Source organism: Bradyrhizobium sp. 149, from assembly GCF_023073915.1.
Classification (GTDB): Bacteria; Pseudomonadota; Alphaproteobacteria; order Rhizobiales; family Xanthobacteraceae; genus Bradyrhizobium.
In genome coordinates, this window is sequence record NZ_JADPKK010000012.1 from 191,512 (window position 1) to 204,711 (window position 13,200).

At 63.6% G+C, this 13,200-nt stretch carries 14 protein-coding genes and 1 tRNA gene; 10 read left to right on the top strand and 5 right to left on the bottom strand.

What is annotated here, in order from left to right; genetic code table 11:
* Nucleotides 1-114 precede the first annotated feature (114 nt).
* Nucleotides 115-1,080 carry a complex I NDUFA9 subunit family protein gene (locus IVA88_RS04970; RefSeq protein ID WP_247496165.1) on the bottom strand — a complete coding sequence of 322 codons (966 nt, stop codon included), beginning with the start codon at nucleotides 1,078-1,080 and terminating at the stop codon, nucleotides 115-117.
* Nucleotides 1,081-1,230: 150 nt separating this feature from the next.
* Between IVA88_RS04970 and IVA88_RS04975 the strand changes: the two genes are divergently transcribed.
* The 10 genes from IVA88_RS04975 to ptsN all read left to right on the top strand — a co-directional run bounded on the left by IVA88_RS04975 (nucleotide 1,231) and on the right by ptsN (nucleotide 11,440).
* Nucleotides 1,231-1,317, top strand: a tRNA-Leu gene (locus IVA88_RS04975).
* Nucleotides 1,318-1,624: 307 nt separating this feature from the next.
* Nucleotides 1,625-3,148 (top strand): hypothetical protein, encoded by a 1,524-nt coding sequence (locus tag IVA88_RS04980; protein ID WP_247496166.1) that lies wholly within the window; start codon nucleotides 1,625-1,627, stop codon nucleotides 3,146-3,148.
* Nucleotides 3,145-4,665 carry a 4-amino-4-deoxy-L-arabinose transferase gene (locus IVA88_RS04985; RefSeq protein ID WP_247496279.1) on the top strand — a complete coding sequence of 507 codons (1,521 nt, stop codon included), beginning with the start codon at nucleotides 3,145-3,147 and terminating at the stop codon, nucleotides 4,663-4,665. The genes IVA88_RS04980 and IVA88_RS04985 overlap by 4 nt, the downstream gene beginning before the upstream one ends.
* 119 nt (nucleotides 4,666-4,784) lie before the next feature.
* A complete protein-coding gene (locus tag IVA88_RS04990) occupies nucleotides 4,785-5,399 on the top strand; it encodes a ribonuclease D (protein WP_247496167.1) in 615 nt (204 codons plus the stop codon).
* 144 nt (nucleotides 5,400-5,543) lie between these two features.
* Entirely contained in the window at nucleotides 5,544-6,272 is a 729-nt protein-coding gene (lptC, locus tag IVA88_RS04995; RefSeq protein ID WP_247496168.1) for an LPS export ABC transporter periplasmic protein LptC, read from the top strand.
* Nucleotides 6,273-6,277: 5 nt separating this feature from the next.
* A complete protein-coding gene (locus tag IVA88_RS05000; RefSeq protein WP_247496169.1) occupies nucleotides 6,278-6,982 on the top strand; it encodes an LptA/OstA family protein in 705 nt (234 codons plus the stop codon).
* 341 nt (nucleotides 6,983-7,323) lie between these two features.
* Nucleotides 7,324-8,325: an LPS export ABC transporter ATP-binding protein gene (gene lptB / locus IVA88_RS05005; RefSeq protein ID WP_247496170.1), complete on the top strand. Its 1,002-nt coding sequence runs from the start codon at nucleotides 7,324-7,326 to the stop codon at nucleotides 8,323-8,325.
* Nucleotides 8,326-8,415: 90 nt separating this feature from the next.
* Nucleotides 8,416-10,029 carry an RNA polymerase factor sigma-54 gene (rpoN, locus tag IVA88_RS05010; protein ID WP_247496171.1) on the top strand — a complete coding sequence of 538 codons (1,614 nt, stop codon included), beginning with the start codon at nucleotides 8,416-8,418 and terminating at the stop codon, nucleotides 10,027-10,029.
* 80 nt (nucleotides 10,030-10,109) lie between these two features.
* Nucleotides 10,110-10,739, top strand: coding sequence for a ribosome-associated translation inhibitor RaiA (raiA, locus tag IVA88_RS05015; RefSeq protein ID WP_247496172.1), 630 nt, complete (start codon nucleotides 10,110-10,112; stop codon nucleotides 10,737-10,739).
* Nucleotides 10,740-10,978: 239 nt separating this feature from the next.
* Entirely contained in the window at nucleotides 10,979-11,440 is a 462-nt protein-coding gene (gene ptsN, locus IVA88_RS05020) for a PTS IIA-like nitrogen regulatory protein PtsN (RefSeq protein WP_027514736.1), read from the top strand.
* A gap of 14 nt (nucleotides 11,441-11,454) precedes the next feature.
* Here the strand turns inward: ptsN and IVA88_RS05025 are convergent, their stop codons facing one another.
* The 4 genes from IVA88_RS05025 to IVA88_RS05040 all read right to left on the bottom strand — a co-directional run bounded on the left by IVA88_RS05025 (nucleotide 11,455) and on the right by IVA88_RS05040 (nucleotide 13,112).
* A complete protein-coding gene (locus IVA88_RS05025) occupies nucleotides 11,455-11,949 on the bottom strand; it encodes a type II toxin-antitoxin system VapC family toxin (protein ID WP_247496173.1) in 495 nt (164 codons plus the stop codon).
* Nucleotides 11,946-12,239: a type II toxin-antitoxin system Phd/YefM family antitoxin gene (locus tag IVA88_RS05030; RefSeq protein WP_247496174.1), complete on the bottom strand. Its 294-nt coding sequence runs from the start codon at nucleotides 12,237-12,239 to the stop codon at nucleotides 11,946-11,948. The genes IVA88_RS05025 and IVA88_RS05030 overlap by 4 nt, the downstream gene beginning before the upstream one ends.
* Nucleotides 12,240-12,363: 124 nt before the next feature.
* Nucleotides 12,364-12,636, bottom strand: coding sequence for a DUF1150 domain-containing protein (locus IVA88_RS05035; protein WP_007598581.1), 273 nt, complete (start codon nucleotides 12,634-12,636; stop codon nucleotides 12,364-12,366).
* 50 nt (nucleotides 12,637-12,686) lie between these two features.
* Nucleotides 12,687-13,112, bottom strand: coding sequence for an Hsp20 family protein (locus tag IVA88_RS05040; RefSeq protein WP_045004840.1), 426 nt, complete (start codon nucleotides 13,110-13,112; stop codon nucleotides 12,687-12,689).
* Nucleotides 13,113-13,200: the final 88 nt, after the last annotated feature.

The following is a 13,200-nucleotide window of genomic DNA, read 5'->3' on the forward strand; positions in this document are numbered from 1 at the left end:
GTCCGGGCGTTGAAGCTCGTCATACCCGGTCTTGTGGCGGGCACCCACGTTCTTGGCGATCATCGAGAAAAGACGTGGATGGCCGGGACGAGCCCGGCCATGACGGCGGGATGATTACGCGCTCTTGCGCTGGAATTGCCCGGCGGCGCGGAAACGCCAGAGATATTGCGGGGCGATCGCTTCGAGCGAGTCGGGGGCAATGCCGAGGCCTTCCAGCGTGAGGCCGGCGGCCTTCGCCGCATCCGACACGACATTGTCGCGCGCGAGCAGCGTGACCTGGTCGGGCGTCAGCTTCATTGCGCCGGGCGCGAATTGCAGGAAGTTGGCCTTGAAGCGGGCCAGCCCGAACGGCAGCGGCACCAGCATCCGCTTGCGATCGGCAATGGCGAGAATGGCCTCGATGATCTCGCGCATGGTCAGCACTTCCGGCCCGCCGAGCTCGTAGGTGGCGCCCGCCTTGGCCTTGCCGTCGACGGCATCGGCGATCGCGGTCGCGACGTCGCCGACATAGACCGGCTGCATCCGGGTCTCACCGCCGATCAGCGGCAGCACCGGCAACATCCGGGCCAGTGCCGCGAAGCGGTTGGTGAACTGGTCCTCGGGGCCGAACATCACGGAAGGGCGGAAGATCGTCGCCGACGGCACCGCGGCCAGGACCGCCGCTTCGCCGGCCGCCTTGGCCCTGGCATAGCGCGAGGGCGAGTCCGCGTCGGCGCCGATCGCCGAGACATGGATCAGCTCGCTACCTGCGGCTGCAGCCGCCTTGGCGACGGTCTCGGCGCCCTTGGCCTGGACGGCATCGAAGCTCTGCGCGCCGCCCTCGGCGAGGATGCCGACCAGATTGATCACGACCTGCGAATCACGCAGCGCCGCCTCGACCGAGGCCGGATAGCGCAAATTCGCCTGCACGGTGTGGACCTGTCCGACCTTGCCGGACGGCTGGAGGTGCCCGGCCAGCTCCGGCCGCCGCACCGCGACCCGGACCCGGTAGTCGCGCCGGCACAGCGCGCGGACGACATTCCGGCCCAAAAACCCCGATCCGCCGAAAACCGTGACGAGCGTGTCCAGATTCGATGCCATGGAGGTCCATTCCTGCGGGGAGAGTGCGTGTTATCAGGCTTGTATCGGGCCGGTTTGCGATGCGCAATCCGCATCCGGAAGCGGCGTTCAAGCATGAATTGACAACCGCGTCACCGAACCGTAGTAACCGCCTCCGTGCCCAACCGGCATGCCCAGGTGGTGGAATTGGTAGACGCGCTGGCTTCAGGTGCCAGTGGCTTAACGGCCGTGAAGGTTCGAGTCCTTTCCTGGGCACCATCTTCTTCAGCAGCTCTTTGACGTGACGGCAGAATCGGCGCCGGACCGGCGTCTCTTCGCCGTCCCGCCCCCTGCTGCTGGCGCGCTCTGCGCCCCGCCGTCTCCGAGCGGACCAAACCACCGCGAGGCGTGGAAATTGCGGTTCTGACGGTCTAGAGCCGCCCGGTTGCATCCGGCCAAACCCCATCGATTGCACCCTTCGAATTTACTCCACTTTAGACAACTTGGCCCTAAGTCAGCGGTCAGGCTCGCATCCGGCGATCGGCGGGCGCGGAGCCATCAGGCTCGCTTTGTCGTGAGGGAAGCGGTGGATCAGCACCAGGTCTGGCACGAGCCGGCATTCGACAAGGTTGCGAACGCGATCAGCCCGTTGTTCCTGAGATCGGGAGTTTATCTGTTCCTGATCTCGTTCATCTGTCTGTTCTACGTCTTGAACGCGCCGTTTCTGCTCGGTCATTACGATCTGGGCTGGCATCTGGCGGCCGGAGATCTCATTCGGGAACGCAACGCCATCCCGCTTCAGGATCCCTGGTCGTTCACCCACGGCGACAAGCCATGGTTCAATCTGTCCTGGCTCTGGGACGCACTTGCCAGTGCGACGTTTCAATACGCGGGCTTTGGCGGCCTCGTCCTGTCGACGGTGGCCTGTGGCGCAGCGATCGCCGGCATCCTGACTGCGATCTCGCTTGGCTACGGTGCGTCGGCGGTCGCGGTTTGCGTTTCGGTCTTCTTTGGCTGCCTGCTCTATCCCGCTTACGAAGCTGCGCCGAACATGTATCTCGCGGTCTCGCCGAATACATGCACGATGTTGTTCTGCGTCGTCTTCTATCGCGAATGCCTGAGACGAACGCGATGGTTCGTGCTTCCCGTGCTGATGGCGCTTTGGGCCAATCTGCACGGCGGTTTTCTGCTCGGCTTTTTCGTGATCGGCGTCTTCTTCGGCGCCGCCTTGCTCAGAGGGGCCTGGGCCGACCTCAGGATGCTTGCTCTCGCGGGGATCGGGTGCCTTGCTGCGACATTCGTCAATCCGCTCGGCTGGAATATCTATGCCGGTGCCGCCGCGACGATGGGGCACTTCGTCCAGGGCAACATTACCGAATGGCTGTCCTACTATGACAACATGGAAATGCCAGGCAGCCTTCCCGGCATCCTGTACATGCTGGCCTTCGTCGCGCTCGAGCTTCGCTACCGAAACTCCAGACCGGTGCCGCTCGAACCGAGATTGATGTCCTGGCTGTTCCTGATTCTGGGACTGTATCAGTTCAGGTACATCGCCTTCTTCTTCATTTTCTCGACCGCGCCGATGGCGCTTCACCTCAGCCGCTTGCTGCCTCGGCGTCTCACCGCTCGTGACATGCGTGGATCGTTGCTGGCCGCCGGCATCGTCGGTCTCTGCACGCTGCCGATGGCCTATTTGCACGTTGCGCCGGCGCTCGCACTTCCGCCGATGCTGTCGGCCGAAGATGCCGGCTATCTACAAAAGCATCTCGCCGGTGCGCGGATCCTGAACCATTGGAACGTGGGCGGCTACCTGATTTTCAGGACGCACGGCACCGTTCGCCCGTTTGTCGATGGCCGCGCCGCGACCGCCTATCCGGACGATTTGCTGCGCGACTATTTCAAGCTGGTGAGCTGGGAGGTCGACGACGCCGCGTGGGACATGGTGCTCGATGGATACCGGATCGACGCCGTGCTGTGGGTCAAGGCGCACGAACAGCTGCGGAAATTTCTCGTGGAGCGGCGAGGCTGGCGCGAGCAATACAGCGGCGCTTACGAGACCGTTTACGTCAGGCCCCAATCCGGTTTGGCCGGCGAAGCCGAAAGACAATGACGACCAGCGCCGCAGCTCTGCCCGCCATCGCACCCGCGACCAAAGCCGAAAGCTTTGCGGCGCGGTACGGCGCCTTGTGCGCATTGCTGCTGCTGGCTGCGGCAGTCCGGCTGCCGCTCGCCTTCTGGCCGAATATCGTTCACGTCGACGAGATCTATCAATATCTGGAGCCGGCCTGGCGCCTGCTTGGCCACCAGGCGGTCGTCACCTGGGAATGGCGCGACGGCATTCGGAGCTGGTTTCTTCCGACCTTGTTCGCAGGGCCGGTCGCTCTGGGAGACTGGATTGCGCCGGGCGGGTGGGGCGCCTTCGTCGTGCCTCGCCTGGTGGTCGGGCTCGCTTCGCTGTCGATCGTCGTGACGGCCTGGCATTTCGGCGAACGAATCTCTCGATCGCATGCCGTCGTTGCGGCGTTTGCCGCCGCGATCTGGTTCGAGCTGGTGTACTACGCGCCCCACACGCTGAGCGAGCCGCTAGCGACGGCGGTGATCCTGCCGGCGGCTTATCTGCTGACGGGCGAACTCGCGCGCAACCGGCTCTTCATCGCAGGCGCACTGCTTGCTCTCGCCTGTGTCTGGCGCTTTCAATATGTGCCGGCTTGCGCGGTGTTTGTGTTGGCGGCGTGCTGGCGGGACCTGCGAAACGCGATTGCCCTGGTCGCGGGCGGATGCGTCGTCCTGGTGCTGTCCGGCGCCGTCGATATGGCCCACGGCTCGGCGCCGTTTGCGTGGCTCGTCCGGAACATTCAGCAAAACCTCCTGCATGACCGCGCATCTGAATTCGGTGTTGCGCCGGCGGCCGCTTACGTTCTGCAGGCTTCAATCCTGTGGTCGGGCGCGACGCTGCTGATGCTGCTGGCGCTCTGGCGCGGCTGGCGACATGCCCCCCTGCTGATCGTCGCGGCCGTCGTGAACGTCGCGTTTCACAGCATGATCGTGCACAAGGAATACCGGTTCATTTTCCTGTCGGTCGCCCTGCTGATCATCGCTGCGGGACTTGGCTCCGCCGATTGGGTCCAGGCGATGCGCGGGCAAAGCGCGTGGCGCGCCCGGGCACTTCCTGTCCTATGTGGCGGGTGGCTGCTGCTCTCGCTCGGTCTGTCGGGCGCTTCGCTCATCATGCGCGACAACTGGATGCGCGGTATCGGCGTGGCCCAGCTGATGGCGGAGCTCGAGGCCGATCCTGAGTTCTGCGGTCTGGCCCTGTACGCAATCAGCTATCCCTTTGTGCCCGGACGTGGGCAGCTCGCGGCTCGCATGCCGATCTATTCCTTTTATCGGGACGATCCCCTCGCCAAGGGACGGCTTCCGGCTCTGGTGAAGACGCACCAGGCCGAGTTCAACCGCATCATCGGCCCGGCGAGCCTGGCAAGCGAATTGCCGGCGGATTTCTCGCGACGAAGTTGCGCAATGACGAGCGATGAGAAGCCGGCCTGCGTCTTCGCGCGGCGCGGCGCTTGCGATGCGGGCGCCAGCCCCTTCGGTGTGAACGACGTGCTCGTGCGCCTGAATTACTAGCCGCGCCTGATGCTTGCGCCGGCGGCCGCCAGCGGATACATCGCGGCCGGCCCTCGCCAGCGTCTGTCCCGGGTATTAGCCTGCCAAAGCGCACCGATTCGATTGAGGTTTGAAACGCCATGACCGTACGCCTGCACCGCGGCGACCTGCCCGATCTGTCCCGCTACTCCGGACCGGTGGCGATCGACACCGAGACCATGGGCCTGAACCCGCACCGCGACCGGCTCTGCGTGGTGCAGCTCTCGCCCGGCGACGGCAGCGCGGACGTGGTGCAGATCCCCAAGGGGCATACCGACGCGCCGAACCTGAAGGCCCTGCTGGCCAATCCCGCGATCACGAAGATCTTCCACTTTGCGCGGTTCGACGTCGCGGTGCTGTACCAGACCTTTGGTGTCATGACCGGACCGATCTACTGCACCAAGATCGCCTCCCGCCTGATCCGCACCTATACCGACCGCCATGGCCTCAAGGACCTCGTCCGCGAGGTGCTCAATGTCGACCTCTCCAAGCAGCAGCAATCGAGCGATTGGGGTTCCGACAGCCTGACCGAGCCGCAGCTCGCCTACGCCGCCTCCGACGTGCTGCATCTGCACGGCTTGCGCGAGAGGCTCGATGCCATGCTGGCGCGGGAAGGCCGCACCGCGCTGGCCAAAGCCTGTTTCGACTTCCTGCCGACCCGCGCCCTGCTCGACCTCCAGGGCTGGGCCGAAGAGGACATTTTCGCGCATTCTTAGAGTTTCGCGTGGCGGCCGGGTTGGGCGGTCGCCCCGTTTCAGACACTTTCGCAACGGCCTGTCACTGGCTGCATATTTTGGCGTTGCCGGCTACAATGGGGCGCCCGTCAACCGGACAAGACGAGCGACACCTCAGGAGCCCAGGTGAATTCGGCCCATAATCCGACCTATGACGCCGCGCTTGCGGCGAAGTTCGCCAGCGCGGCGCGCCACAGCCGCCTGGTACGGATTCTGCGCATCGCGGTGCCGACGACCGTGGCTGCGGCCATGGGCTTGCTCGTCCTCATATCGACCATTTTCAACCCCTTCCAGATTCCCGTGAAGCTCGACTCCGGAAACCTCGTGGTGACAGGCACCAAGATCACGATGGAATCGCCGCATATGTCCGGCTTCACCCCGGACCAGCGGCCCTACGAGCTCTGGGCCAAGACCGCGACACAGGACATCACCGACCCCGATCATGTCGATCTCCATGATCTGCGCGCGAAAGTGCTGATGGAAGACCAATCGACCCTGTTCCTCGATGCCCACACCGGAAGGTTCGACAACAAGCAGCAGCAGCTCGACCTGCACAAGGACATCTTCCTGCGCACCTCGACCGGCTACGAGGCGCGGCTGAACTCGGCCTTCGTCGACATGGGCAAGGGCACGGTTTCCTCGGATGAGCATGTCGACGTCAAGCTGACCAACGGGACGCTGACCGCCGATCGGCTGCGGATCACGGAAGGCGGCGACGTCATCCGCTTCGAAGGCAATGTGGTGATGCACCTCGACAAGCTGGACGACCCCGCAGCCGCGCAGCCTGCGCCCGCCGAGCCCGCTGCGCCAGCGAAGACACGTACGCCCCAGAACAAGTCTGCCAATTCAAAGTGATTTTCATGTCGAAGTTTTTTCCGCGCAACGACGGCGAGCGCAGCGCCATCCTCAATCTGGCCGCGCTTGCCGCTGTCGTGCTCGTCGCAACGGGTGCCGCCATCGCGCAGAGCACGATGCAAGGCGTGCCCAACGCGATGCAGGGCTTCTCGCAGAACCGCGATCAGCCGATCCAGATCGAAGCCGCCTCGCTCGAGATGCGCGACAAGAAGAAGGAGGCGACCTTCTCCGGCAATGTGAAGGTCATCCAGGGCGACACCACCATGACCTCGAAGACGCTGGTGGTGTTTTACGATTCGGGCGGCGACAAGCCCGCTACGCCGCAGCCTGCGAAGGGGACAAAAGCCGCGCCGATGCAGTCGGCGACGCCGGGGCCGGGCGGCAGCTCCTCGATCAAGCGGCTGGAGGCGCGCGGCAATGTCGTCGTCACCCAGAAGGACCAGGTGGTGACGGGCGAGACCGCCGTGTTCGACACCAGGACCAACCTCATCACCATGCTTGGCGGCGTCGTCTTGACGCAGTGCAAGAACGTGCTGCGCGGCGATCGGCTGGCGGTCGACATGACCACCGGCGTGTCGCGTGTGGAATCCGACAGCGGCCGGGTGCAGGCGCTGCTGCCGCAGGGCGGCGGAAATGATTGCGGATCCGGAGGCCCGGCCAAGCCCGGTGCAGGGCCTCTGCAATTGCCTGGCGCAAATAAGCCCAAGTAAGCCAAGTAAGCCAAGTAAGCCAAGTAAGCCAAGTAAGCCAAGTAAGCCAAGTAAGCCAAGTAAGCCAAGTAAGCCCAAACAAGCCAAAGTAAATTCGAAGAATGATTTCAAAAGCTTGGGTCGAGTGCTCCCGATCCGAGGTTGAAGCTTGCCCGCCGAGACTGTATCTAGCGTGAAGGGCTTTCGAAGCGGGGTTCGCCGCTTTTCGGGCGTGTTTCACTGGGCATGAGACATCCCTTCAATCATGCTGCGTCGGCGAATCCTGAGGCCGGCGCGGCAGATCGCGCGAATACCGCGCAGGATCGTCGCGCAGAATCGTCGCGAAAGGCTAGAAGGCGGGGATGGTCGATCTCTTCAGCATGTTCCGTCGGCGCCCTGCCAAACGCGGCCGGCCAGGATTTGCGCGTCAGGACATCACCGCGCTCGGTGACAGCGTCGGCGGTCTCGTGGCCAGCCCGGTCCGGGATGCGCCGCCGATCGCCCGTAACCAGCCGATGCATGCACCCGATCAGTTCCAGGCCGATCAGTTCCAAGCCGAGCAGCCCCGGGCCCAGGCGGTTCACCCCGTGAGGGCTGCCAGCAGACCTAACGGTTCCGGCGGGCCTCAGCTCTTGAAGCGCCCGGGCTTCCTCGCTGTGCATAGCGTGGAAAAGAGTTTTGGCAGCCGCCAGGTCGTGCGCGGCGTCAGCATCTATGTGCGCCGCGGTGAGGCGGTCGGCCTGCTCGGTCCCAACGGCGCCGGCAAGACCACCGTGTTCTACATGATCACCGGCCTGATCAAGGCCGATCGCGGCGCGATCGAGCTCGACGGCCACGACGTCACCAAGCTGCCGATGTATCAGCGCGCGCGGCTCGGCATCGGCTATCTGCCGCAGGAGGCCTCGATTTTCCGCGGCCTCACCGTCGAGCAGAACATCCGCGCCGTGCTCGAAGTGGTCGAGCCCTCGCGCAAGAAGCGCGAGCAGCAGCTCGACTCGCTGCTCGACGAATTCAACATCACGCGCCTGAGGAAATCGCCGTCGATCGCGCTGTCCGGCGGTGAGCGCCGCCGCGTCGAGATCGCGCGTGCGCTGGCGACCCGTCCGAATTACATGCTGCTCGACGAGCCCTTCGCCGGCATCGATCCGATCGCGGTCGGCGACATCCAGGACCTCGTCCGCCATCTCACCAACCGCGGCATCGGCGTGCTGATCACCGACCACAATGTCCGCGAGACGCTCGGCCTCACCGATCGCGCCTACATCGTCTATGCCGGTGAAATCCTGACCGAAGGGAGCCCGGATGAGATCGTCGCCGATCCGGACGTGCGCCGCCTTTACCTTGGCGAGGAATTCCGCCTCTAGCTCGTTTTTCCAGTTCGTCAAGCCGTGTACATCGAGCTCGGACTAGGATAAGCAAAAATCGGACCAACTTTTGGGATCGGTTCTTGCTTTATGGCGCTTTCGCAGAGATTAGAGTTCCGGCAATCGCAGTCGCTGGTCATGACGCCGCAATTGATGCAGGCGATCAAGCTGCTGCAATTGTCCAATCTCGATCTCACGACGTTCGTGGAAGAGGAGCTCGAGCGGAACCCCCTGCTGGAACGGGCCAATGACGAGCCGCCCGCGGGCGAGGCCCCGGCCGAAACCGGCCAGTTCAACGACAGCGACGGCGGTCACAACGACGAGCCGGGCGGCGGTCCGGGCGAGGCCTTCGAGCCCGGCCAGGAAGAGTGGATGAGCAAGGATCTCGGCACCCGCGCCGAGATCGAGCAGACCCTGGATACCGGGCTGGACAACGTCTTCTCCGAGGAACCGGCCGAGGCGGCTGCGCGCAACGCCCAGGACGCGGCGCCGACCACCTACACCGAATGGGGCGGCGGCGCCTCCGGTGACGAGGACTACAATCTCGAAGCCTTCGTCGCCGCGGAGACCACGCTGGGCGACCATCTCGCCGAGCAGCTCTCGGTTGCCTTCACCGGGGCCGCGCAGCGCATGATCGGCCAGTACCTGATCGACCTCGTCGATGAGGCCGGCTATCTGCCGCCGGATCTCGGCCAGGCCGCCGAGCGGCTCGGCGCATCGCAAAAGGACGTCGAGAACGTTCTTGCCGTGCTGCAAAAATTCGATCCGCCCGGCGTCTGCGCGCGCAATTTGAGCGAATGCCTGGCGATCCAGCTCCGCGAGCTCGACCGCTACGATCCCGCGATGCAGGCCCTGGTCGAGCATCTCGACCTCCTTGCCAAGCGCGACATCGCAGCCTTGCGCAAGCTCTGCGGCGTCGACGACGAGGACATCGCCGACATGATCGGCGAGATCCGCCGGCTCAATCCCAAGCCCGGCGTGAAGTTCGGCTCGGCCCGGCTCCAGACCATAGTGCCTGATGTCTATGTCCGCCCGGGTCCCGATGGCGGCTGGCATGTCGAGCTCAACAGCGACACCTTGCCGCGCGTGCTGGTCAACCAGACCTACTATTCGCAACTGTCGAAGAAGATCGGCAAGGACGGCGACAAATCCTATTTCACCGATGCGCTCCAGAACGCGACCTGGCTGGTGCGCGCGCTGGACCAGCGCGCCCGCACCATCCTGAAAGTCTCAACCGAGATCGTGCGCCAGCAGGACGGCTTCTTCACCCATGGCGTGGCGCACCTGCGGCCGCTGAATCTGAAGGCCGTCGCCGACGCCATCCAGATGCATGAATCCACGGTGTCCCGCGTCACCGCCAACAAATACATGGCGACCAATCGCGGCACGTTCGAGTTGAAATATTTCTTCACGGCCTCGATCGCCTCGGCCGATGGCGGCGAGGCGCATTCGGCCGAAGCCGTGCGCCATCACATCAAGCAGCTGATCGATGCCGAGGCGCCGTCCGCGATCCTGTCAGACGACACCATCGTGGAACGCTTGCGCGGCTCGGGCATTGATATTGCCCGCCGCACGGTCGCGAAGTACCGCGAAGCCATGCGCATTCCTTCCTCGGTGCAACGCCGCCGCGACAAACAGAGCGCTCTTGGTAACGTCCTCTCCACCGCCCTGGCCGATCGCTCCCGCAATCCCGAACCAGCCTGATTGCGCCGGCGCCAAATCGCGCTACTCTCGATCTGCTATCGGGCCCAATCTAGGCCAGGCACGAACCAAGTGAGGTTCACATGACTCTCCGTATCTCGGGAAAGAGCGTCAGCGTCGGCGAGGCCCTGCGCGGCCGCGTTGCCGAGCGCACCGAAGAGGTCCTGCGCAAATATTTCGACGGCAATTACTCCGGTCACATCACGCTGAGCAAGGACGGCTTTGGCTTCCGCACCGACTGTGCGCTGCACCTTGATTCTGGGATCACGCTCGAGGCAGATTCGAACGCTCCGGACGCCTATGCCAGTGCCGACCAGGCGCTGGTGATGATCGAGAAGCGGCTCAAGCGCTACAAGAGCCGGCTCAAGGACCGCTCGGCCCGCAAGGCCCATGTCGCCTCCGCGGCGCTGGCCGCCATGGATGCCACAAGCTACGTGCTGGAGGCGCCGGGCGAGGGTGAGGACGAAGACGAGGTCACCGGCTACAGTCCCGTCATCATCGCCGAAGCAACCACCTCGCTGAAGCCGCTGTCCGTCAGCGAAGCGGTCATGGAACTCGACCTCAGCGGGGCGCCCTGCCTGGTGTTTCAGCACGGCTCCTCGGGCCGGGTGAATATCATTTACCGTCGGGCGGACGGCAATGTCGGCTGGATCGACCCCCCAGGGGCCAAGACGGACGCTGAGGCGGACGCTAAGGCGGGCGGCAAGGCCTGAGAGGCCATTGGGCACACCTTGGAACCAGCCTAGGCTGGCCCCTTGCCGCCTTAACAATGACCGGGGCAAAGCTGCACGCGGGAGTTGGCACCGGGATTGCGTTGGAGTAGAAGCCCCCCACATCAGGGACGAGCTAAGTCCGCCTCCTGCTTCATCTTCTTGACGTCGGCCCGCCCAGGTTCTCTGTCCAGGCTGGCCAATTCGGAACCTGACGTTTTCATTCACCTCGGAAGACTTCTATGCCGATTACCGATCTGGTCGCGCCCGAGGCGATTCTCCCGGCATTGAAGGTCAACAGCAAGAAGCAGGCGCTCCAGGAGCTCGCGGCAAAGGCCGCCGAGCTGACCGGGCAGAACGAACGTTCCGTGTTCGAGGTGCTCCTGCAACGCGAGAAGCTCGGCACCACCGCGGTCGGCTACGGCGTCGCCATTCCCCACGGCAAGCTGCCCAAGCTGGAAAAGATCTTCGGCCTGTTCGCCCGTCTCGATCGTCCGATCGATTTCGAGTCGATGGACGGTCAGCCGGTCGATCTCGTCTTCCTGCTGCTCGCCCCCGAAGGCGCCGGCGCCGATCATTTGAAGGCGCTGGCCCGCATCGCCCGCCTCCTGCGCGACCAGGACATCGCCAAGAAGCTCCGCGCCTCGCGCGACGCCCAGGCGATCTACTCGGTACTGGCCCTGCCGCCGGCGACCGCGGCGTAAAGCGACCGCTTGCACTATAGCTTGGAGATTGCTTCGAGCGTCACGGGTGGCCGCACGAGCGTCTTGTTGCCATTGCGGTAGAACTTGTGCGTCCATGGATCAAACACCGGCACGCGCGCTTCGACGAATTCGTTGATATCACGTGTAACCACGGCAAGATCCTGCAAAGCGGCGATGGCCGCTATGAACAGGTCTGGCTGCCCGAACGTGTGGCGGCGCTTGCGGCCTTCAACGACCATCGTTTTCCACCGCACGATTACATCTTCGGTGATGGCGAGTAGCCGGCCCGCGAACAGCGGTCTAAGCATGTTGTCCAGCCACGATTGAAGATCCGCGCGTCTGGCGGGATCGGACAGTTGTTCGATGCCATAGACGATTTCGGCGAACGTGACCTCGGTGACATAGAGATCGTCGCCGTTTTGGCTGGCGACAAAATCGGCAACGCCAAGGTTAGGCTTGGGCCTGCGTAGTTCCGAAACCACGTTGGTATCGAGCAGCCACCCTCTCAAAGCTCGACGTCCCGAACTTTGGATTTGATCGTCAGGCGTTCAAACTCCACGTCGCCTAACGGGGATTTGGCAAGGACCGTAACGATGTCACGGCCACTCACGGGACGTTTGAGGCGGTCGAATTCCTCTGCCGCGATAATAACCGCGGCGTCTTTCCCGTGCAGCGTAACGCGCTGCGGTCCGGTGCGCTGGGCCTCTCTGACAATCTGGCTCAGGTGAGTTTTGGCATCCTGAAGGCTCCATCGCCCGGATTGAGAGCGCTTCTTCGACGAGGGACGCTTTGCCGTCATGCTGTGCTTTCTAGTCGGATCAACCAGAATTTAGAGTATCCGAATTCGGCCGCCAAAGCAAAACGGGCACGCCTTCGTCCGAAGGCGTGCCCGTTGAAACTCTAATCGTGCGACGTGCGCGTGCTCAGTGCACGCTCACCGCTTGCAGCTCGTTGCTCCAGGCGTTGGCGATCGCGGCTTCGCGGCTGTCGGTCAGCATGATCGGCGTGCCGTCGGCGGCGTGGAGCGCGAAGAGCTTGAGGCCCGGCGCGATCTTCGGCGCTTCGGGAAACAGGCCCGGCACATCTTCGGAGCGGATCTGCTTCACATAGGCGATATGGCCTTCGCCGAGGGTTGCCAGCGTCTCTGGCGAGACGTTCTTGGCTTCGTATTCGAACGCAACGTGACCTTCACTCATGGTCTCGACTCCTCTGGGAAACTAAGCGGTCGAGTCCGCTACTCGTTCCATTATTCGTGCTCATTGATAGCGATTGTCTTAACGATCCTCTCCGGTTCCGGCCGGGCAAGATCGATCGCCAGCAATCCGTTCTTCAGATCCGCACCCAGCACCAGCATCCCCTCCGCCAGCACGAAGGTGCGCTGGAAGTGACGCGCGGCGATGCCGCGATGGATGTATTGCCGGGTCTTGTCGTCCTGCTGCCGTCCGCGAATGACGAGCTGGTTTTCCTCAATGGTTACATCGAGTTGGTCGCGGGTGAATCCGGCGACCGCCAGCGTGATTCGCAAACGCTCGGGCTGGCCGTCCGACCGGTCGCACCTCTCGATATTGTAGGGAGGGTAACCGTCGGCGCCTTTGACGACACGATCGAGCACGCGCTCGATCTCGTCGAAGCCCAGAAGGAACGGACTGGAAAGCGTGGGAACACGAGACATAGTTTACAAAGTCCTCTCGAAGCGACTTTGGCGCATCAGGGCCCGTCAAGGCACCCCTTGATCAGCAATATGGGCATATCCGCGTGTG